At 47.3% G+C, this 21,292-nt stretch carries 22 protein-coding genes; 7 read left to right on the top strand and 15 right to left on the bottom strand.

Annotated elements, in window-relative coordinates; all coding sequences use genetic code 11:
- The first annotated feature begins 19 nt into the window (after nucleotides 1-19).
- Nucleotides 20-1,453, top strand: a complete 1,434-nt coding sequence (locus C0068_RS17990) for a M48 family metalloprotease (RefSeq protein WP_123182202.1) — start codon at nucleotides 20-22, stop codon at nucleotides 1,451-1,453.
- 64 nt (nucleotides 1,454-1,517) lie between these two features.
- On the opposite strand, the gene nadA is transcribed toward C0068_RS17990, so the two are convergent.
- Nucleotides 1,518-2,561 carry a quinolinate synthase NadA gene (gene nadA, locus C0068_RS17985; RefSeq protein WP_103685863.1) on the bottom strand — a complete coding sequence of 348 codons (1,044 nt, stop codon included), beginning with the start codon at nucleotides 2,559-2,561 and terminating at the stop codon, nucleotides 1,518-1,520.
- Nucleotides 2,562-2,933: 372 nt separating this feature from the next.
- On the opposite strand from nadA, the gene C0068_RS17980 reads away from it, so the two are divergent.
- The 4 genes from C0068_RS17980 to C0068_RS17965 all read left to right on the top strand — a co-directional run bounded on the left by C0068_RS17980 (nucleotide 2,934) and on the right by C0068_RS17965 (nucleotide 6,292).
- Entirely contained in the window at nucleotides 2,934-4,079 is a 1,146-nt protein-coding gene (locus C0068_RS17980) for a ferredoxin reductase (RefSeq protein ID WP_103685862.1), read from the top strand.
- Nucleotides 4,080-4,134: 55 nt separating this feature from the next.
- Nucleotides 4,135-5,259, top strand: coding sequence for a fatty acid desaturase family protein (locus C0068_RS17975; protein ID WP_103685861.1), 1,125 nt, complete (start codon nucleotides 4,135-4,137; stop codon nucleotides 5,257-5,259).
- Nucleotides 5,260-5,424: 165 nt separating this feature from the next.
- Nucleotides 5,425-6,081: a TetR family transcriptional regulator gene (locus tag C0068_RS17970; protein WP_103685860.1), complete on the top strand. Its 657-nt coding sequence runs from the start codon at nucleotides 5,425-5,427 to the stop codon at nucleotides 6,079-6,081.
- Nucleotides 6,071-6,292 (top strand): DUF3820 family protein, encoded by a 222-nt coding sequence (locus C0068_RS17965; RefSeq protein WP_103685859.1) that lies wholly within the window; start codon nucleotides 6,071-6,073, stop codon nucleotides 6,290-6,292. The genes C0068_RS17970 and C0068_RS17965 overlap by 11 nt, the downstream gene beginning before the upstream one ends.
- Nucleotides 6,293-6,301: 9 nt before the next feature.
- On the opposite strand, the gene C0068_RS17960 is transcribed toward C0068_RS17965, so the two are convergent.
- The 7 genes from C0068_RS17960 to C0068_RS17930 form a co-directional block, all read right to left on the bottom strand.
- Complete coding sequence (locus C0068_RS17960; protein WP_103685858.1) at nucleotides 6,302-6,727, bottom strand: hypothetical protein; 426 nt, start codon at nucleotides 6,725-6,727, stop codon at nucleotides 6,302-6,304.
- Nucleotides 6,728-6,808: 81 nt separating this feature from the next.
- Nucleotides 6,809-9,160 carry a TonB-dependent receptor gene (locus C0068_RS17955; protein WP_103685857.1) on the bottom strand — a complete coding sequence of 784 codons (2,352 nt, stop codon included), beginning with the start codon at nucleotides 9,158-9,160 and terminating at the stop codon, nucleotides 6,809-6,811.
- Between the two features lie 91 nt (nucleotides 9,161-9,251).
- Nucleotides 9,252-9,629, bottom strand: a complete 378-nt coding sequence (locus C0068_RS17950; RefSeq protein ID WP_103685856.1) for a hypothetical protein — start codon at nucleotides 9,627-9,629, stop codon at nucleotides 9,252-9,254.
- Nucleotides 9,619-10,050: a nuclear transport factor 2 family protein gene (locus tag C0068_RS17945; protein WP_103685855.1), complete on the bottom strand. Its 432-nt coding sequence runs from the start codon at nucleotides 10,048-10,050 to the stop codon at nucleotides 9,619-9,621. The genes C0068_RS17950 and C0068_RS17945 overlap by 11 nt, the downstream gene beginning before the upstream one ends.
- A gap of 10 nt (nucleotides 10,051-10,060) precedes the next feature.
- Nucleotides 10,061-10,369, bottom strand: coding sequence for a 2Fe-2S iron-sulfur cluster-binding protein (locus tag C0068_RS17940; RefSeq protein ID WP_158250024.1), 309 nt, complete (start codon nucleotides 10,367-10,369; stop codon nucleotides 10,061-10,063).
- A 29-nt stretch (nucleotides 10,370-10,398) separates the two neighbouring features.
- On the bottom strand, nucleotides 10,399-11,664 hold the full coding sequence (locus tag C0068_RS17935; protein WP_103685853.1) for a cytochrome P450: 1,266 nt from the start codon (nucleotides 11,662-11,664) through the stop codon (nucleotides 10,399-10,401).
- On the bottom strand, nucleotides 11,661-13,061 hold the full coding sequence (locus tag C0068_RS17930) for an aldehyde dehydrogenase family protein (RefSeq protein WP_103685852.1): 1,401 nt from the start codon (nucleotides 13,059-13,061) through the stop codon (nucleotides 11,661-11,663). Before C0068_RS17930 ends, C0068_RS17935 begins: the two co-directional genes overlap by 4 nt.
- A 164-nt stretch (nucleotides 13,062-13,225) precedes the next feature.
- On the opposite strand from C0068_RS17930, the gene C0068_RS17925 reads away from it, so the two are divergent.
- Entirely contained in the window at nucleotides 13,226-13,741 is a 516-nt protein-coding gene (locus C0068_RS17925; protein WP_103685851.1) for a MarR family winged helix-turn-helix transcriptional regulator, read from the top strand.
- A gap of 23 nt (nucleotides 13,742-13,764) precedes the next feature.
- Nucleotides 13,765-14,436, top strand: a complete 672-nt coding sequence (locus tag C0068_RS17920) for an RluA family pseudouridine synthase (RefSeq protein WP_103685850.1) — start codon at nucleotides 13,765-13,767, stop codon at nucleotides 14,434-14,436.
- Between the two features lie 26 nt (nucleotides 14,437-14,462).
- Here C0068_RS17920 and C0068_RS17915 read toward each other — a convergent pair whose 3' ends face one another.
- The 7 genes from C0068_RS17915 to C0068_RS17885 all read right to left on the bottom strand — a co-directional run bounded on the left by C0068_RS17915 (nucleotide 14,463) and on the right by C0068_RS17885 (nucleotide 21,197).
- On the bottom strand, nucleotides 14,463-14,939 hold the full coding sequence (locus C0068_RS17915) for a DUF411 domain-containing protein (protein WP_103685849.1): 477 nt from the start codon (nucleotides 14,937-14,939) through the stop codon (nucleotides 14,463-14,465).
- 193 nt (nucleotides 14,940-15,132) lie between these two features.
- Nucleotides 15,133-15,402, bottom strand: a complete 270-nt coding sequence (locus tag C0068_RS17910; RefSeq protein ID WP_103685848.1) for an amphi-Trp domain-containing protein — start codon at nucleotides 15,400-15,402, stop codon at nucleotides 15,133-15,135.
- Between the two features lie 38 nt (nucleotides 15,403-15,440).
- The gene (locus tag C0068_RS17905; protein ID WP_103685847.1) at nucleotides 15,441-16,766 is read right to left on the bottom strand and encodes a metallophosphoesterase family protein; all 1,326 of its coding nucleotides are present in this window, start codon (nucleotides 16,764-16,766) and stop codon (nucleotides 15,441-15,443) included.
- 100 nt (nucleotides 16,767-16,866) lie between these two features.
- The gene (locus C0068_RS17900; RefSeq protein ID WP_103685846.1) at nucleotides 16,867-17,565 is read right to left on the bottom strand and encodes a histidine phosphatase family protein; all 699 of its coding nucleotides are present in this window, start codon (nucleotides 17,563-17,565) and stop codon (nucleotides 16,867-16,869) included.
- On the bottom strand, nucleotides 17,553-18,674 hold the full coding sequence (locus C0068_RS17895) for an HprK-related kinase B (RefSeq protein WP_103685845.1): 1,122 nt from the start codon (nucleotides 18,672-18,674) through the stop codon (nucleotides 17,553-17,555). The genes C0068_RS17900 and C0068_RS17895 overlap by 13 nt, the downstream gene beginning before the upstream one ends.
- On the bottom strand, nucleotides 18,671-19,561 hold the full coding sequence (locus C0068_RS17890; protein WP_103685844.1) for a GAK system ATP-grasp enzyme: 891 nt from the start codon (nucleotides 19,559-19,561) through the stop codon (nucleotides 18,671-18,673). Before C0068_RS17890 ends, C0068_RS17895 begins: the two co-directional genes overlap by 4 nt.
- The gene (locus C0068_RS17885; protein ID WP_103685843.1) at nucleotides 19,554-21,197 is read right to left on the bottom strand and encodes a PhoU domain-containing protein; all 1,644 of its coding nucleotides are present in this window, start codon (nucleotides 21,195-21,197) and stop codon (nucleotides 19,554-19,556) included. Before C0068_RS17885 ends, C0068_RS17890 begins: the two co-directional genes overlap by 8 nt.
- Between the last annotated feature and the right edge of the window lie 95 nt (nucleotides 21,198-21,292).

Genomic DNA, 21,292 nt, shown 5'->3' with positions numbered 1-21,292 from the left:
AAGGTATATAAGATTGACTGTGTTTAAACATCTGCTCGGTATTGGTTTACTACTCACTGCAGGCCTTAGCCTCGCAGATAACAGCCCATCCACTAATTTACCTGATCTAGGGGACGTTACAGCGTCGCGCTATTCCGCCCAGCAAGAGCACGACTTGGGCAGAATGTGGCTTAAAATGTTCCGCAATAGTGTAAAAACCGTCGATGATCCGCTGATGCAGGATTATATTGAATCACTACTTTACCGCCTGGTATCTAACAGCGAGCTAAAAGACCGACGCCTAGAAACCGTGGTTGTGGATAACCCCACCATTAACGCCTTTGCGGTACCCGGTGGCGTGATTGGTGTGCACAGCGGTTTATTTCTAAACACTGACAACGAAGCCCAACTCGCCGGCGTACTCGCCCACGAAATAGCCCACATTAGCCAGCGTCATTTCACTCGCTCACTAGACAAGTCTGCGCAAAATACCATACCAACCCTTGCGGGTTTACTCGCTGGCGTAGTGCTTGCCGCCACCGCCGGCGCAGATGCCGGCATGGCCGCCATTACGGCAACCCAGGCCGCAGCGCTAGATAGTCAATTGCGCTTTAGTCGTCAAAATGAACAAGAAGCAGATCGCCTAGGCATGGAAACCTTGGCAAAAACCGGCTTAGACCCTAATGGCGTACCGAGCATGTTCGAAAACATGGGCAAAAATCTGCGCTACGCCCGCTCCAAACCCCCAGAGTTTTTGCTAACTCACCCGCTGACCGATAGCCGTGTCGCCGACAGTAAAAACCGCGCCCGCCAATATCCGCGCAAAGTCTATACCGACAATCTGAATTATCAGTTGATGAAAATGCGCGCTACCCTGTTTCACAGTAATAACGCCGAAGATCAACTTAAAAACTGGTCTGGCAGCTCCGGCGTTAACGGTGAAGCCCATCGCTACGGCGTGGTAATTGCCCTCATCAAACTAGAACGCTGGGACGAAGCACGGGAAAAGCTCGAGCCCCTGCTAAAAGACGACGGCGACCGCATTGCCTATCGCATTGCCGAGGCGGACATACTCATGGGCAAAAAAGAGTATGACAAAGCCATTGCCATGCTTAGTAGGCAATTGGCTATTAGCCCCGGCAACAACCCATATACAATGGCACTGGCCGAGGCCCTGCAAGACGCCAATCGCTACGACGAAGCTGACCATTTATTAAGTACGCAGTCTCAGCGTCGCCCCGACGACCCGCATCTGTGGTATCGGCTAGCTGAAGTGCGTGGCTTAGCGGGGAATATTCTGGGTGTACACCTCGCCCGTGCGGAGTACTTTATTCTTGTTGGCCAATTTGAACGAGCCAAGCAACAGCTGCGCTACGGTTACGACCGCACCGGCAGCAATCATATTGAGCAAAGCCGAATTAGAAAACGGCTAAAGGATATTGCCGATATGGAAGAAAAATTGAAACAGCTATAAATCCATGCCAGAAATAAAAACGCCGCTAAATTTAGCGGCGTTTTTTTATATATGCGTCACGCGATTAGCGCTTACCGGCTGCAAAATCCAGCATTCGCGTTAATGGCTTCATGGCCTCTAGCCCCAACGCTGGATCAACAAACACCTCATTTGTGCCGCTTTCAAGCACGGCGGCCAAATTATCTAAGGCATTCATCGCCATCCACGGGCAGTTAGCACAGCTGCGACAGGTGGCACCGCTACCCGCCGTTGGCGCAATAATAAATTCCTTATCTGGCACTTGCTGCTGAAGCTTATAAAAAATTCCCTGATCCGTAGCGACAATCATCTGCTTATTCGGCAAGTCCCGCGCGGCATTAATAATTTGTGTTGTTGAGCCGACCATATCAGCCAATTCAACCACGCTCGCCGGCGACTCGGGGTGCACAAGCACCGCCGCATCGGGGTAAACCTTTTTCAGATCGAGAATACCCTGCGCTTTAAATTCTTCATGAACAATACAGGCGCCATCCCATAGCAATACATCGGCGCCGGTCTCTCGGCGAACGTAATCACCCAAATGCTTGTCGGGGGCCCAGAGTATTTTTTGCCCTTCGCCGTCTAAGTAATCCACCACGTCTAAAGCAATACTAGAGGTCACCACCCAGTCTGCACGGGCTTTTACTGCGGCTGAGGTATTTGCATAAACCACGACGGTGCGGTCGGGGTGCTCGTCGCAAAATGCAGAAAACTCATCGATTGGGCAACCAATATCTAAAGAGCAGGTGGCCTCTAAAGTCGGCATTAATATGCGCTTTTCAGGGGACAATATCTTAGCGGTTTCGCCCATAAACTTAACGCCCGCCACCACCAGCGTTGAGGCGTCATGATCGCGACCAAAGCGCGCCATTTCCAAAGAGTCAGATACACAGCCACCGGTTTCTTCGGCCAGCGCCTGAATTTCGGGGTCGGTGTAATAATGCGCCACTAAAACCGCATTGCGCTCAATAAGCAGGCGCTTAATTTTTTCACGCAAGGCCGCCCGCTCTTCTGCTGGGACCTTGGGTTGCTCATGCAACTGCGCCAAATGTTCGCGAACCACCTGTTGCGCTGAAGCTTGTTCCGCCATAACTCTATCTCTTTGTCACGGATACTGGGGTCGCGAAGTTTAACAGAATTGCTAGAAGCAATCCCAGCGCTTAGCTCCCCAGCAAAAAGCATCGCTCATAAAATGCCGTAGCCACTGCTGTTAAAAATTCACATTTATTGAAGCAAAAAGCAATATTCAGGTCTTCCGGCCCCAGCAAAAAGTCAATAAATACAATTTAATTCAATAACTTAATAACAATTAATCGATTTCTACAGAATTACCTGCCTCGAGCAAACCTAAGTAAACACCCGTTGACAAACACGCGCTGCAAGCCTATTGTGCACACACGTTTACTAAGTGCTGATTTAAATATAGATCAGCAGCTCAATTTTTAGACATTAAGGAGAGGATATGAGCCTTGCCACAACAACAGCCCGCAGTGCTTGGCGCCGTATCGTCGATACACCGCTAATCAATGCACTGGCCGCGCCACACGGAATCGGCCGCTACCTTGAGGTTATCAACCCCATGTGGTCGCTGGATAACACTCGTATCCCGGCGCGTATCACCAACATCACCCGGGAAACCGATGATTCAGTGAGTATCGAACTCTCTCCCAATGGTGAGTGGACACATTTTCAAGCTGGTCAATTTATTCAAGTTCACATCGAAGTTAATGGCCGCCAGCACAATCGCTGCTACTCACTTAGCCGCAGCGCCTTTACCACGAAACCGCGTATTACGGTGAAAGACCATGACGATGGATTTATTTCGCACTATTTAAACACCCAACTAAAAGTGGGCGACCGTATTGCGATCTCGCTAGCTCAAGGTGATTTTGTGCTGCCCACGCAAATACCAAGCGCACTACTTTTTGTTGCCGCTGGCAGCGGCATTACCCCCGTTATGGCAATGATTGATACCCTGCTGGAGTATAAGCACGATAGCGCGATCACCCTTCTGTACTACAGCCGCAATAAAACAAGCTGCATTTTTAAAGAACGCTTAGAAGAATTAGCCCAGCAGCACCCTAATTTTTCCTTGCTGATGGTTTACAGCCAAAATGACTCTACAGCTGAGCATGGTCTACAGGGCCACTTTAATCAGCAGCATCTTCTTAAGGCACTGAGTCTTAATCCCGCATTGACAGAACAAACCAAGGCACTTTCGCTGCCACTAAGCTATGTATGCGGGCCGGAGCAATTAATAAATGCAGTGCAGTCTGAATACGAATTGCTAGGCCATAAAGACAAATTACTCAGCGAGCGCTTCAAGGCCGCAACTGCGGCGCAATACGAAGGTGAAGTAGCCGGCGATATCGCATTTAATAAAAGCCTGTCGAATGTCGCCAACGACGGTCGCAATTTATTAGAACAAGCCGAAGACGCGGGGCTAAACCCACAGTCTGGCTGCCGGATGGGGATTTGCCATACCTGTAGCTGCTTAAAAACCAGCGGCAGTGTTCGCAATATCAGCACCGGCGAGATTAGCCATGGCGAAGAACATATCCGCTTATGTATTTCGCAGGCACTCGGCGACGTCAGCTTGTCGCTGTAGTGATCTACACCAGCCAGCCACACAAACACTAGCACCTCAATTTTGGGACAAGGCTATGAATCAAAAAACATTAAACGCCGAACAACTTGCCGCCTTTGGCGACGAAATCGACGCCATAAAACAACAGGCGCTGAGTGAGCGCGGCGCAAGAGACGCAAACTATATTAAGCGTGTCGTCGCCTTTCAGCGTGGGCTAGCAATCAGTTCTCGAATCAGCATATTTGCTGCCCTGCCGTTTTTACCATCACTTGGCCTAGCAGTAGCTAGTTGGCCAGTATTTTGGCTGCTCATCTGCGCGGGAAGCATTGGACTGGGTATTGCCAAAATTCTCGACAATATGGAAATTGGCCACAATATTATTCACGGCCAATACGACTGGATGGGGGACCCACGCTTCCATTCCAAATTCTACGACTGGGACACCAACTGCCCGAGCGAGCAATGGGCGCATTCCCATAATTATGAGCACCACACCTACACCAATATATTGGGTAAAGACCGCGATATTGGCTACGGTATTTTACGCATGGACGCTGCGCAATATTGGCATCCAGCTTATTTAGCCAACCCCATTTTTGCGACCTTACTAATGTTGTTCTTTGATATGGGTGTTGCACTGCACGACGTTGAAATGGACAGCCTGCGCACCGGCAAACGGTCATTCCGCGAAACTTGGCCAAAGCTAAAGCAATCCTTGCGCAAGACAGCGCGGATTTGGGGTAAAGATTTCATTTTATTTCCCGCCCTTGCAGGGCCGCTATTCCCAGTTGTTATGGCCGCCAATGCCGTCGCTAACCTTATAAGAAATATCTGGAGTTTCACCATTATATTCTGCGGGCACTTTCCAGCAGAGGTTCACACCTTTCCCAAGCATGTTTGTGAAAACGAAACCCAAGGTCATTGGTATTACCGCCAGCTACTTGGCTCTGCAAACATCGAGGGCGGCAAGCTCTTTCATATCATGAGCGGAAACTTGTCTCACCAAATTGAACACCATCTGTTTCCCGATGTTCCTGCGCACCGCTACGCTGAAATGGCGCTAAAGGTACGCAAGGTCTGTAATAAATACGGTATTCCATATAACACCGGCCCGCTGTGGAGCCAGTACGCCTCGGTTTGGGCAAAAATATTTAAACTGGCCTTACCGCCCCGCAACTCTCAAACCTCGATCACCGCATAACTATCAATACCACCCACCACATCCTTCGCTGGCCACATCCAGCGAGGGCTTGTAAACTTGCTTACTATATTCTGAGCACCGCGCCTGACACCCCGAACCAAGAGCTTCGCGGGATTCCCCTTCAATACGCGATGCAATAACTCTCGACCAAGGTTAAGCAACTCTATGAGTCGTCCACAAAAGCGTCATCGCAGCCACGGCGATACCCTCATTAATACACGGCAGGCACTACTCGAAGCCGTACTAGAATTGATCAACCGCGATAAAAGTTTTGACGGTATCAGCCTGCGAGAAGTCACCCGCGAAATTGGCATTACCCCCGGCGCTTTTTACCGACACTTTCCAGACATGGACAGCCTTGGACTGGAATTAGTTACCTCATCCTTCAGTACCCTGCGCACCATGCTAATCACAGTGCGGGCCAATCCCATTCCAGAAGAATTAATAATCCGCCGCTCGGTGGAAACCTTCATCACCTATGTCCGCGCCCACCGTCGACAGTTTCAGTTTATTAGCCGAGAGGCCTTTGGCGGTGTGGCGGTCATTCGCAACGCCATTAACGATGAATTCAAGCAACTCGAAGTTGAACTCGCCAGTGATTTAGCCCGCCTAGTAAGTAGCGACAATTGGAGCGAGGAAGATCTGCAAATGCTGGCGAGCTTGATGATCGGCTCAATGATTCAAATCGTCACCCAGCAATTGATGGGAAGACCCCGTGGCGAAGACGATGCTGAACTCATCCAAAAAGCAGAAAAACAATTACGACTGATCGCCTTAGGCGCCAATGCTTGGCATAGTTCAGGCAGCAAAAATGAATCTTGATCAAGACCCGCAACTGCTGATTGACGCAGTAAACCAAGTCATGCCCTTTGGAAAATACCAAGGTCGAAAGTTACTCGAACTTCCAGAACCTTATTTGGTGTGGTTTCACAAACAGGGTTTTCCCAAGGGCAAGCTCGGTGAACAGCTCGCGCTAATGTACGAGATTAAACTCAATGGCCTCGAAAATATGCTAAGGCCATTGCTACGCTAAACACCTTTACTACAAGCCCAGCAGCGGCGAATTTAATAATGGAATTGCCGGAATGATGGTCAGACCTTCTGAAATAATCGTACCGCCGCCAAGAATAAAATCGCCAGTCGATAATGGGTCATTCATCAGCACGTCTAATATAGGCACTAGCTGCCCCTTCAATGGTCCACCTAAGCTTATTACGATATCGAGTGGATTGCGCCCGCTTAACAATATATCGCTGCCCGCATTAAAGAACGCACCGCCATTTTCAATACTGCGCGGCAATAATCCCAAATTACTAATAGGAGCGTAAAGCACCGCGCCAGGGCCATCGCTAAGCGACAATAAATTCGCCAACTCCGCTTGCGCAAACACCTTTGTACTCAGAAGTGGCATTGACATCAGCAGCGCTGCAGCTACTAAAGGTTTAGATATAATACGATTTAATTTCATGTGTACTTCCTTTTTATTCTAAAAATTAAAAAAGCGGAGGACGCGCCGTCCACACATCCTCCGCAAGGGTGTTTTTCTCACTCAAAACAGCGTGTCGAAATCCCATTTCAGTTTTAAACCATAGGTACGCGGTGGCGCTAAGGTCACTGTGCGACCAAAGTCCTGCTGCACCATCGCTTGGGTATAGTCTTTGTCTTTCGCGTTATTAACAAAGGCCGTTAATTGCAAACCAAGTGGGTCGTAAAAATATGAGACGCGACCTGCCCAAGTTTCATATTGGTCTTGTTCAAAATGCGGTGATGCTTGGGGAGTCGTGTTGTAGCCACCGTTGTAGTAATAGTCCACACCAAACTCAAGATTACCCATCTCACCTAAACTCAAGAATTGGTTGGCCGACACGCTGGAGCTAAAGCGCGGCGTTCTCACAATACGATTGCCGCTAAAGTCCCGAGCAGGGTCACCTGTTAAACTATCGTCACCAAAATACAGACCGGTGTCGTCATCAAAGCCGGCGCCGTTTTTATAATCGGTATAATAGGCGTCTAGGTATGTCGCACCGCCACTGAACACTAGACCAGGATTAAGATCCGCCATTGGCTGCCATTGAAAATCAATTTCAGCACCCTCTATTTCAGCAGTACCTGCATTTTTAAAACTCACAATACCGCCAGAGGGAATGGCGACAAGGGCTGTTAATAAGCCGTCTATCTTCGTTTTAAATATTGCGCCGTTCAGACGCAAGGTGCTATCAAACAGATCAGACTTAAAACCTAACTCAAAAGCTGTTGCCTCTTCTTTATCTACCGGATCAGGGTTGGTAAAGAAATTAACAATATTATAGGTTGGGCTCTTATAGCCGCGCTGAGCAGAGGCAAATATCTGCAAATTGTCTGAAGGAAAGAACTGTATTGCGATTCGCGGTGAAACCGTCTTTTCTTCCAGATCCGGCGCTTCAAAATCTGATATGCGAACATTTTGCGAGCGATCACCCGACTTATAATATTCATTTGGTGGATCACCCGCAGTCGGCAATACCACGTCTAGATAGCTATTGGTAATGCCGCGCACTTCTTCTTGATAACGCACACCTGCCGTGACATTAAACCAATCGGTGGTAAACCACGTCGCCTGAGCGTAGGCTGAGTTAGATTCTGTAGTGAGAATACCGCCGTTACCAAGTACAACATCAGGTGTTGAATTAAGTATCGGCCCCAAAATCGGTGCTAGTAGATTCGGCAAACCAACAAGGTTAAATGCCAAGCCAGTTGGATTAAGCGTGAGATACAAGCTCCCAAAGCCACCCTCTCCCTCTAGGCGATATAAGCCGGCAACCCACTGCAGATCCTCAGACAACCAAGTGTCCTCATTGGACAAAACCTGTAACTCGTAGGTTTTTTGATCATTGAACTGGTCAGCACTGTAAAAATAGGCCTCTGCCTGCTCCGTTGAATCAAGGTCGTAATGGGCCTCGTCAACGATGGCGTAGTTTTCTGAATAAATAAATTTCACATCTACAGGACCCGGATGCCATTCAAATATCCCGCCATATAATTCGTTCATAGTAGAGTTGCCACCAAGATCGTCGTTATGCCAAACACGATCTTGCTCGTCGGCTTCCACACCGGCTAATAGCACTGGCGACGGTCTGGTGTTTTCTTGCGACAAGGAGTTACTGGTAAATTGATTCCCGTAAGATGCAATTAAGGTCATTGAGAAACTGTCCCAAGGGTCCCAACGCATTTTGACGCGAGCGCCCTCTGCAAACTCATCCCTCATGGGACCTGGCTCGCCAAACACTTCATTGCGACCATATAAGTCTTGCGAACTATTAAATAGAGAGACCGTTAGACCCAAGGTATCTGTCACAGGCAAGCCCAAATAAAGCTGACTGGCCTTGGCGTTGTAATTACCGATTTCGGTCTTTAAATAGCCGGTAAACTCCTCCGGTGGATCTTCTGTAATAATGCTGATCGCGCCGCCGGTCGCATTGCGCCCAAACAAGGTTCCCTGCGGTCCCTTTAGCACCTCGACACGCTTCACTGCGCCTAGTGTGTCTTGCTTACCCTGACTTGGGCCAATGTTAATCCCATCAATATAAGTGGCAATACTGGGATCAGCATTCGGAAGGAATGCATCAGTTCCAATACCGCGCAAATAGATTACCGTATAGCCATATGCATAGGTAAAGGTGAGGCCTGGAGTGATCTTTTGAAGATCTGCGGTGGAGTCGACCCCCATTGCATCTAGCTTTTCACCGCTAAAAGCGCTAATCATAATAGGAATATCTTGTGAGTCCTCTTCGCGCTTTTGGGCCGTAACCATGACCTCCTCAATTAAGCGGCTTCCCTGACCGGCGGCAAGCGCCGATGTAGGAATTGACACCGCCGCGCCACTACCAATAGCCAAGGCCATCATTCGATAAAGGTAATTCATGTTTCACACACCATTATTATCTGTTTTTATTAAGCAGCGATGCAGGTGTCTATTCGCACCTACTTTGTACTGCCACTTCCAGGTTTTCTATTTACGTCTTCTTTATCAACGCCGTAGCAAAAACTGCTGCTGCACCAAAGTCTGCCAAGGCTAATACCAATAGCGCCGGAGATACGCCCTGCATATACCCAAACAGCAACCACCCTCCAGCAAATATTTTTACCAGCAAGCTAATTAATACCAGATTTCTACTGTCGGGAATCCGTAACCGAAGTAATGAAAAGCCCAGCCCCAGTACTCCGGCAATCCCCACAAAGGTAATTAATGCCGTCTTCGCCGAACCAACGTAGAAGCCAGCGTCGCCAAAGGAAAGTATGATACTGATCAAATACTCATTGAGACACGGAATGGCTAAGAGTAAAAACAAGCCTACATCCGACACATAGAAACTACGGTGACTAGGCAGCATTGTTGGTAAACGCCTTATAAGCCACTGTGGTATTCATAAAATCGCGGAACCACAGCCATTTTCCGTCTTTACAGGTGATAACGTGTACGAAGGGCGATTTAATTTCATTGCCGTTAATTTTAGTCGTTAAGCGCAAGTGGCCTACCACAATGACCTTGTCGTTTTCACAGATAAACTCGTCGGCCTCGAATACATGAATATCAACCGAAGAAAGTACCGTATTAAAAAATTCTCGACATTCGGCTAGGCCCTTGTAGTCTCCAGCATAGGGAATTTCGCTAGGCCCATAGAATTCAATGTGGGCATCGTCATGCAGCAGCTCCACTATGCCATCAACATCATGACTGCCAAATCTAAAAAACACCTCTTTAGTTAAGGCCAGATTCGCTTCTTCCAGCTTCTTTGCTTCGATATCACTCATTATTATTCCCCTATTCGGATTGAGCTATTGTGATTTTTAAAGTTTTTAATTCTTCTTTTAGACTTAACTGACACAGAAGGCGGCTACCGCTACGAACATGTAATAAACCGTCTAAAACATCCCGCTCGCTATCATCGCAATCTGATAAATACTTTGCGTCGCCTTCATCGGTATAGACATGACAAGTTGCGCAGGAACAACATCCGCCACACAAGGCATCAATTTTCATTTCATCGCTGAGCTGTGTAAAAAGCGCTGACAAATCAGGCACCTCGTACTCGGCTACCTCACCGCTTCTATCTCTTACTATTACTTCCACGCTACATGCCTTATATCTGTAAATTAAATTTAGCTACCACGCTTTGCTATCAGTTGTAGCGGTAGCGTGGCAAAGCCATAAGCTAGTAGGCCACCAGATTGACGCTTTGAATTAGCTAACTCGCCATTAACCCCTTCGCATTTATCAAGAATGACATTAAGCATAATTTCGGCCTCTACACGGGCCAACGGCGCGCCTAGACAATGATGAATTCCTCTGCCGAAGGTGATGTGTTTGGCAATATTTTTGCGACCAATAATAAATTTTTCTGGTTCAGGGAATACATTTTCATCATGATTCGCCGCCGCCATAAAAAATGCGATCCAGTCTCCAGCTTTAATTGCCTGACCTGAAATTTCACAATCTTGAAGCACTAAACGAAATAGACGTTGCGGCGGCCCATCTCGGCGCAAACACTCTTCCATAAAGGGCCGAATCAAACTGCGGTCAGACTTTAATTTAGAGAACCACTCTGCATCCTCAAGCATGACCCCCATCAAGTTACCTAAGAAATATGTGGTTGTTTCGGCACCGGCAACCACCAAGGTAATGCAGAACAAAACAACCTCTTCCTTAGATAAAGTGTCACCTTCGTACTCCGCATTAATAAATGCTGTCATAAGGTCATCCGATACCTTATTACCCGCTTCAATATCCGCGTAGCGCTTGCCTACCGCAGCCACAAAATAGTTGAAGAGTTCAACATTACAAGCTTGGCGTTCTTCCGGTGTAAAGTCAGATGAAACCATAAATGCATTGGCCCAACGTACCAACAACTTATAATCTTCTGGTGGCAAACCCATTAAATAGGTCATTACTAGCGCGGGAATCACGCCAGCCACGTCCACCATAAAATCCATTTCTGCGTTGAGCTTACGGTCTACAATTTTATTAATATCTGTGCGCAATCTATCCACAATATCGTCGTGGATACGCTTTGGAGTAAACGCCATCTTCGCCAAATTTCTTAACGCCGTATGACGAGGACGATCATGATTTACCAGCATCAAGCTTGGCGCGCTGGAGTTTGCCTGCATCGGGTCTTCCGATGAAAATATCTCAGGGTTACGCAATACATAATCAACGTCTTCGTAGCGAGTCACTACCCACGCTGGATAAGGTGTATCCACACCGGGCACGGTACCTGGCGGATAATCCAGCAAGCCATTCACTGGCGCATGACTGCGCAGCTGCTTATAAACTGGATATGGATTACTAATACACTCCGGCGACAACATGTTTTTAATGAGGAGTTCGATGTCAGTCTCGGTACTACTCATAGCGCTATTATTCATATTTTCCTCATTAATTTATTAACCATTCTGAACACACCTGAATATGGCGGCGTGACAAAGCCGGACACATCAACAATTCCTGATTTGTATACCGCTCTATTATTTGAAAACTCTTTGAAACCGTATTCACCACGGTACTTGCCCATGCCGCTGCCACCCACACCACCAAAGGGCAGGTCGTCATTGGCGTATTGAAAAATAACGTCGTTTTTAACCAAACCACCTGAACTGGTTTCGCGGGCGACACGTCGAAATTCAGTTTCACTGCGGCCGAAGTAATAAATAACCAAGGGATGCGACGATTGATTGATATAAGCGATTTGCTCAGAAAGATCGCCTATGGTCTTGATTAGCAGAACCGGGCCAAATATTTCAGAACTATTTATTCCGGCGTCTGCTGATGGATTTATGACTACCGTTAATTGGTAGGCCGACTGATTGTGGCCGGAAAATCGCATCACTCTAGCGTTTGTGCTCTCACCTTCCGCTATTAAATAATCGATACGCTGACGATGGCGTTCATTCACTATGGAAACTGAATCGGCGGAACCCTGGGATGAATCGGCGTGCTCTACTTCGGATTTCAAGTCGAGTAAAAATGCCTCTAGCCTATCCTCAGCGATTAAAAGGTAATCCGGCGCAATACAGATTTGCCCCGCATTGAAGTATTTACCAAAGGCAATTCGCTTAGCGGTTAATTTTAAATCGGCAGAGCTACTGACTATGACCGGCGACTTACCCCCCAGCTCAAGTGTTAGTGGCACAAGGTTTTCTGCGGCATCTCGCATAATATGCTTCGCCACCGTTTCGCCACCGGTATAAATAATGTGATCAAAGGGCAGCTTCACAAAGGCTTGCGCCACATCTACATCACCACAGGCAACGGCCACTTCATCGTCAGTGAAATATTGCGAAATCAATTTTTCTAATAACGCCGAAGTCGCCGGCGTGGCCTCTGAGGGTTTTATAAACGCACGATTTCCAGCAGCCAATACCGACACCAATGGCGATAAAGCCAAATTTATTGGGAAGTTCCAAGGACTAACAATACCTACCACGCCCTTGGGGAAGGCTTCCACATAGGTTTTGGCTCCACTCATTCTCAAACTCAAGTCAGGTATGCGACGCTCTGCCTTCATCCAGAATTTCAAATTCTTTAAGGCATGGTTAACCGACTTAATACTGGTAGTAATGTCCGCAAATGAACTTTGATCCGCAGATCGATAGCCGAAATCCTGAGATAAAGCCTCGCACCATGCCGACTCATGCTCAGTCAACATTGCTTTAACACGACGCAAGCGATCCAAGCGAGCCGTAAGCGAAGGATAGCGCTCTAGGTAATAAGCCTTGCGCAAGACCTGGAACTGGGGCTCTAAGTTATTACTGCTGACAGACATAAACTATTTCGACTCGTTATTGTTTCGAAAAAGAATACAAGCCAAAAGAAATAGTGTCAACAAGAAATAGTTTCTATATTATCACTATGTCGAAATTCAAATATCTTGACACTGCCGCCAATCAACCCTAAATTCACATATAAATCAGTACATTGGGAAAAAAATTGAGTAACAACTGGAAAAAACACGACGACGTGCCCGTCAATGCGGAAACCGCGCCAAATATGTTTTTGGACTATTTCTACCCAATTCATTTTTCAATCGGGATGAAAATAGAGGCCGGGTTAATGGAGTGCGGGCGGCTTGATCGCCATCAAACCGTTATTATGTGGATACTTCGTTCAGAAACTCAGCGCAGTGGTGAAAGCGCTATCAGTCGCAAAGACGTGGTTAGATTAATGACTAACTGGTACGACATTACCAGCAGCAGCGTATCGAAGGCGCTACGCGCACTGGCGAAATCGCCGCTTAATTACATAGAGCTGGAAGAAGACCCTAACTCCGGGCGCGAAAAATTAATCACCCTTACTCCCGCTGGTGAACAACACTGTAAAGAAATGATTGCCAGTGCCTGCAATGTGATTAAGCGCATTACTGAAAACTTTTCTGAAGATGAAAACAAAATGGGTATCTATATGTTTATGCGTATGGATGACGAATTTTCAAAAATCAGAGGCTAATCGTATTAGACCTGTAAATTCCTTTGAGTAAGCCCATTGACGACTTTATCGCGCCACATTGCGCGGATGAGATCGACATACTCTACCAAGACGAAGACATTCTGCTAATCAGTAAGCCAAGTGGCTTGCTGAGTCTTTCTGGGAAAAATCCTTTAAATAAAGACTCTGTGCATTTTCGTATGTCCCAGAAGTTTCCGAGTATTAGCCTTGCCCATCGCTTAGATTTTGGCACGTCGGGTATTATGCTTTTAGCACTTAATAAAAAAGCCAATGCCAATCTGAACAAGCAGTTTCAAAATCGTAGCGTTAAAAAAACCTATATTAGCGAACTGCTGGGGCATATTGCGGAAGACAGCGGAATTATCGATGCCGCCATCGCTAAAGATCCAGAAAATTTTCCCGTACTGAAGCTATGCGAAAAACTAGGCAAATCAGCGCAAAGTCATTTTAAGATTATTTCGCGACTAGCTAATCCAAATCGCAGTCGAGTGCTCTTCACACCAGTAACGGGACGGACTCACCAACTAAGAATTCATAGCCTAGCGATTGGCCACCCCATTTTAGGCTGTGATTTATATCATTGCGGAAATTCGGCACAACTTGCACCGAGACTACTTCTACATGCTGCTTCGCTGGAATTTGACCACCCATCAACGGGGCTGCGAATGCACGTAGCTAGCCCCTGCCCCTTTTAGGCGCCAGCAATCAGCACTCGGAATATCTAGAACTGATCGCTGTACGACATCATGCTTGCAAAGATTTCACTGGAACCATCCTTCTTCACAAGCATCACATTATAGGGCGTGAATTGGCTACCCATTTCCATACCGGGACTACCGGCGGGCATACCGGGTACCGCTAAACCTGCTGCGTCAACAGGCGGATTGGCCAAAAATTTTGCGACCACACTAGCGGGAACATGACCTTCAAAGAAATAACCTTCGGCACTGACGCCGGTATGGCATGAGCTTAAATTGGGTGGAATACCTAATGCTGCCTTGGTTTCATTCAAATTTGACGGATGCTGAACCGTCGCGGTAAAACCGCTTTCCTCAAGATGCGTCACCCACTTACCACAGCAGCCGCAAGAGGGGCTTTTAAACACCTCTAGCGCCGTTACACCCGGTGCTGACTCAGCAAAAGCAAAACCTGTGCTTAGTAATACACAGAGCAGTAGACATCTTTTAAATATGACCATCGGAACACCTGCCAAGGGTTTGTAAGGAGTATTGGCGTGAAACCACGTAAGGTGAAATTTCCGCCTACCATATAACTTGAGGATACTGTATCACAGCCGCGATTGGCGCAAAATTGCCATTTTCTGAGCCGAGCCTGCACTCGCCTACCAAGGAGCTACGGCCATCCTATTGCTGACGCGCCAGGGAAATTGCTCAATTTGAGATAGTAAGTGTTTTTTTCTCAAGCTCGCCATCGTCCACCTGCCAACTAATCCGCAAATCAATTGTGTGGCGTGATTCATCCTGAATCGCGGTTAGCTTCATATTTAGCAAGCCTTCGGGCGACATAATAAGCTCGCCGTCTTCATCACTAAATTGAAGTCGGCCCTTGGCAAGGCCCTTTGTTATTGCCTTTAAAAATTCCTGAATAGATTTTCCGTCCTGTAAAGACTCGTGACGAAAACTGCTTTTAGTTTGACGCATTTCAGCTCTTTCCTTGTTCGCTTACAAGCCGCAGATAGTTATTGCAAATAACGTGCAGGAGAAAATTCCTTGATGGCAGGATAGTCATTGCTAACACCCAACACTCTTCCCGTCGGCTCGATAATAGTGGCTCCAATCCCAATTCCAGTCAGGCCTTCTTTAAGGCGGGAATTACGATCCATAGTAATATCGCCCTCTATATGTAATAGGCCCTGTCGCAGCATTAGTCGCTGACCATCCAAGCGATTACGATGCCCGTGAACAACCGCATGAATGCCTTGGCGACAAAGCTCGGCCACCGCCCCGTTTGAAAGCGGCATATCAACATCGCGATACTTTGTCCGCATGGTATTCGCGACGGAGCCATAGTAAAAATCGAATAAATTATGCCGTAGCTGCTGCTTATACAGCTTATTGAGCGACTTCACGCCATCACGCTTTATTATCTCTATCGCTTGGTCGTCCAAGCCGGCGTGAATAAATAAAAATGAGCCACTGCGGTAGGCCAGCTGCATTTTATTAAAAAACCAGAAAAACTCACCGCCACGCTTTAGAAATAGCTTTTGGCATAGCTTTGCGGTCGCGTAAACCTCACGCCAATCCATACCCACGTCAGAAAATGCAGATTCAAACCCCGATATTTTTTTCCGCATTCGCGTCAATTCACGCTGCAAGGTCTCGTCGCGCATACGGCTCCGCGCCGACATCTCAAAGCGCTCAAACCAATCCGCCGCCGGTAATAGGCGCTTTTGACACTCCTCACGAGAGGGCACTCCCCTAAGAGCGCGCTTACTGCCTTGCAAATAGTGCTGGTATATTTCATGTAAAAGCGGAACCACCTTCGGCGACATCCGTGCAAACATATGCTCGGTATCACAATGCGCGGGCAAACTCATTGCGCGCAAACCAATGAGAAAGCGAACATCGTGATTTCCCGCCAATAATTTCACATCGGCACCGCAATCCATCAGCGCTTTCACGCTGCGCAATAAGGCTAAATTACTTGGCCCCTTATCCAAGCAGTCGCCACCAATAACGAAGCTAGCCTTGCGCCCTGCCGCCGTTAGCACAAATCCACGATGACGATGTAATTTAACGCCACCGGATACCACTAAAGACTCCTCAAAAGCCTCGGTATCTGCATGCGGATCAGACACAAAAATAATGCTTCGCTTCGGCCAAGCCCAAGGGTGCTCTGCAACAGATTTTTCTAAACTCTCTCGTAATAGCGTTCGCCGCTTTGCCAGCTTCAATGAATCACTTCGACCACCCAATTCCCAAGGTTCATAGCCAGAAGCTAGCTTCTCTGAACCGCTATCAGCCTGAGAGTTAAATTGAAGCCTGTGTGCAACACCTACTGCCATCGTGTTTTTTCCATCATCATGAGCCTACAGTTATATTTCAGCTCTATGACATTTAAATGAATACGGCGAATTAATTGCTCTTTGATTTAGCGGCAAACACTCAATCAAGCATAGTGCGCGCCCCATCACGCAGCTTCCAATCGCCGCCAATATGCACCCACTTGTCATCAATTAATTCTATATAAATAGGTTTTGCGTGGTACATGCTGAACTTTGCAATATCGTCAAAATTCAGTACACCGAGTATATGCGCGGCATGGCGAAACGCCGCACCGTGGCCCACAAATACCTTTAGAGTATCGCGCTCTGCGTTAATACAATCTTGCATACTCATGCTTATATGCTCCGCGACGCGCTGGCCAGCCATCATCAAGGATTCCGCACCCGTTAACGGCAGACAGAAATGACTATTAGACTTCCAGTCTTCGGGTAGATCGGCAAAGCGCGGGTCATCGCTAATAATTTTTTGGATCTCCGCCAAAGTCAAATTAGCTGCGCTGCCCACACTGCGCTCGCACAGGGCGTCAAAGCTTGCCAGTTGCGCTGGCATGTCGAGATGGCCTTGAATAGCCAAGCAATAGCGCTCTGCAGTTTGCCATGCCCGCAACAAGGTCGAGCTATCAATGCGATTGCAAATATCCCACTGATTTTCTGCAGCCTCAGCAATTAGCGCTGCTGCGGCCTCGTCTGTTTGGACAAAACCCCTGGCGTTTAATGGATAAGGTTGAAGTGCACTTGGAATGTGTGCGCGCTGATGATATTCGCCATGACGAACAAGCGCAGCAATTAGTCTTGGCATAGCGGCTCTAGGGCTAGTTGATTCATAATTAAATTTACGCCGCACTCAATGTCTACCTTGCCACTCAACTCCCACACTTGGGATAGTTGAAGCAAGGAGAGATAGGGCTCCTCATCTACCCCATTGTCATCCTGCAAAAATTTGCCGTTGGCGTCTTGATAAAAAGGCCCCGGCGCCTTTTTTACTGCCGCCAGTAATTCCCGGCGGGCAGCAATATCCACTGCCTGTATCATCGTTGGCTCGTCACTGTCGTGCCGCCAATTCAAAATAATGACTGCGCTCAATTCCGACGAGGCCAAAATTCTACCCATGCCATACAATGTCTCTATTGGCACATCGTATTTCTTCTCAATATTCCAAAGTTCTGAAAAAGGAAGATTATCAAAATATAACTGATCACCCTCATCCATCAAGACTCGAAGTCGAGCGTTGTTTAACAAGGTACCCGGATTAACACGAGGCAATTTCGGCACGCCAACTGCATGCACACCGTCGTCGCTGTAGCGCAGGAAAAGGCGGTCATTGCTAATAAATTTACTATCGCTATTTTCCATTAGCTTTAACATCAAGGTAGACTTTCCGCCGCCAGAAAAACCCGCTAAGGCCAGCCCAAGCCCATTTACCTGCACAGCAGCTGCGTGACAAATTAGGTAATTGGAATGCTGAAGGCGGTTCATCACTTGAGAAATAATAAAATTAACCACTTGATTGCTATTAGCCACACAGGGGCCAAGCGCCAATAGCAGCTTACTATTTTGCAGAAAAACCATACCCGTGCGCACTTTTCGCAATAGTCGGCCATCACTCAAGTCGGCATAGCTATCCTTGCGCCCTGTCTTGCCACCCTCTCTGCGCCAATCTTGAAAATTCATTTCTACTAGAGGTTCTTCCTGCTCAATAGCGGCAATGCGAATAGTCCCTTCAGTAGCAACTAAATCATCACTTGGTAATATACAGTGCAAAAAATACTTACTGAGCTCATCAAGCATTTCTAAAGAATTACTGCGCAGAGCCACCCTTATACCAGCCCATTCCAATTGAATTTCACGCGGCTCAAATACCACGCCGTCGCAAAAATGCTGGTAAAGCTCTCTACTGCTTTTCATCATGGTCTTATATTTTCCAGTACATACTCACTGTAAAGCGCTGCTGCGTCGATTCCCGCCCCTTCGAGCGCACCGCGAAATCCGCCAAAAGCTGACACTTCAAACACGACTGGGCCAATATCGGTTTCGGCCACATCGACGGTGGTAAAATCTAAATTAAATGCCGCCTGTGCGCGCTGTGCAATTTCAATAGTCTCAGCCGGTGGATCTGCTAGCGCGTAGCGGCCGCCGCTATTAATCGTTGTATTCCAACTATCACTTTGAGAAACCCGAGCGTAACTCCCTAAATACTTGCCACCCAAAAATACCAAGCCTAAATCCCGCCCAGGGAGCTCGATCTTGCGCTGCAGATACATAACAGGATTAGCTAATTGAAACTCTTGCAACTCCGCAGCAAGTGCTACGTCTTCTTGCTGAGCATTAATAATACACATTCCCCGCGCCTTGGTAGAAAAAAGGGGTTTGCATACCACCGCTGAAAACTCGCGCGCTGCAGCCATCGCTTCGTCTATATCTTCCGTTACCACCGTATCTGGCATGGGAATTCCGTGTTGCCGCAAAGTGACCGTGCAGCTAAGTCGATTAATCAACCCCAACATACTTGTCGCAGAGCTAAACACACGCACACCACGGGCCTCAACAAAGCGCAGCATTTCAAGGCGGTTAAGGGTATCTGGACTGTATTCGGCACTTATTTTCTTCACCACAATACCATCAAGATCACACAGATTAATACCGCGGTACATCAGTAATCCAAGGCTTAAATCTAAACAGACTTCTGCCATATCAATCACTAGGCGAAATCCCGTTCTAGATTCAAGTGCGTCTGCGAACACTTCGGTAGACCATTTTCCTGGTATTCCTACCACAGCGATTTTTAATTTAGACAACGAAGATCTCCTTGATCGGCACTTTGAACGACGGCACCTCACTAGCTGGCGTAGCGAGGACTTTTTCAATCAAGTAGCAGGAGCGTAAAAACATTCGCCGCGCCTGCGACTTATCAAGAGTAAAACGGCTTGAAGTAATAAAAGAACGCGCCAGCCCCAGTGCTAAACGAATCTCAAAACTATCGTCCCCCTGCTCAGCAGCAAAGCGACGGGTAGATTCACAAAAGTCTCTTGCTACCGCCATAATGCGCTGTCGAATTTGGTGATCGAGTATCTGTAAACGATAATTCGACACCATAAATACCGACACATCCTGCACATAATCCATATACCTAGAGCGATGCAGATCAATAAAATTAATTCGATTCTCCGCTGGGTCGTAAATAATATTGTCGACGTTAAAATCGCCGTGAATATAAACTGAGAAAGGTGCAAGAAAATCCCTTTCATAAACCTCTGCCTTTTTCAAAACATCTGCAAAAGCAGGAATTTTAAGACTACAAATATTAGCCTTACCCAGACGAAACTCAGGATGAATTCTATAAATTTCTGGCAGGCGTTTGCCGATTTGAGTAATAAATCCCGCAGCCACCGGCTCTTCATTGCGAGTCTGTGTCCACACTGCCTGCAGCGTTTCGCATAGCCGTTCAAGACTAATCGCAAGCTGGTTACGGTTTCCACTTAGCAGAATTTGCTCAAATGTAAGGCCAGGCAAATGTTCTATTAGCAATGCAGCCGACTGGCCACGCTTTTTATAGCTCAGTATGCGCGGCGCCAAACCTGGATAGATTTCGTGCCAGCTCTTCACTCCTTGCCGCTCTTCCTTAAGCTTGCTTTTCTGGCCCTCCTTAAAAATGGCAATTGGTTCCCTCTCATTTCCCGACCCAGCGTGAACACCGGATATAGCGCTACCTGATCGGGTTTCAGCAATAGGGAGTACCGTTAACTGACCACGCAGGGCCTCGGCCTCCAAGTGCTCTACCGACTCTTGCAGGGCGTGGTAGCGTTCAAAATTTACGGGCTGCCCGATATTTGCAGAAATAATTGTTTCACTAATATTGCGTAAGGCATCACCCATCTGCTCAACGTTATACGCAAGAAACAACGCCGTCACAAAGCTTTCGGTATATTTGCCATTGATCTTTAAAGCAGTGATATAGCGCTTATATAAGCGATGATAGCTGCGGTCTATCTGCGACTCTAGCTGAGCGATTTTCAAGGCTTGACGGCTATCGCTGTCATTAACTGCCACGCCAATCATCGCAATACCTTCACGTATCAAGGTTAGCATCGGCGGATAGCGCTCCGGAAATATCTCACTGCGCTCATCTAGATAGCTAATTTGCTTAACACTCTCGCGGCAAAGCTCAGCAATACGCTCTAGGTCGGTAGCAATGAACTCCGCAGCGCGTAGGCTCATAGTATTGTCATCGCCTGTTTTAAGAAATGACAACTGCTGGAGAGAGGCGTTGTGAATTCGTACTTTTAAATTGTAGGCATAGCCGCCTCGATCGAGTATCCGTCGACCTTGCACCGCGACATCCTCAAGAAAGCAGGCCTCTAAGCTCTCCAATAAGGAATCAACCTCAATGCACAAAAATCGCAAATTGTCGCGGATGTTTTTAGGGATTTTCATGGCTGATCTTCTTCATATTGCCATCGGCAATGGGAACGACAGGACAATTTTCACACTGCAGTCAGGGCAGAGTAGAAGTTAAATGACGAAAAAAC

Origin of the sequence: Zhongshania marina, assembly GCF_002915595.1 — a bacterium.
GTDB classification, from domain to species: Bacteria; Pseudomonadota; Gammaproteobacteria; order Pseudomonadales; family Spongiibacteraceae; genus Spongiibacter; species Spongiibacter marinus_B.
Note: the sequence above shows the minus strand (reverse complement) of the source record. Positions and strands in the feature narration are given on the sequence as shown.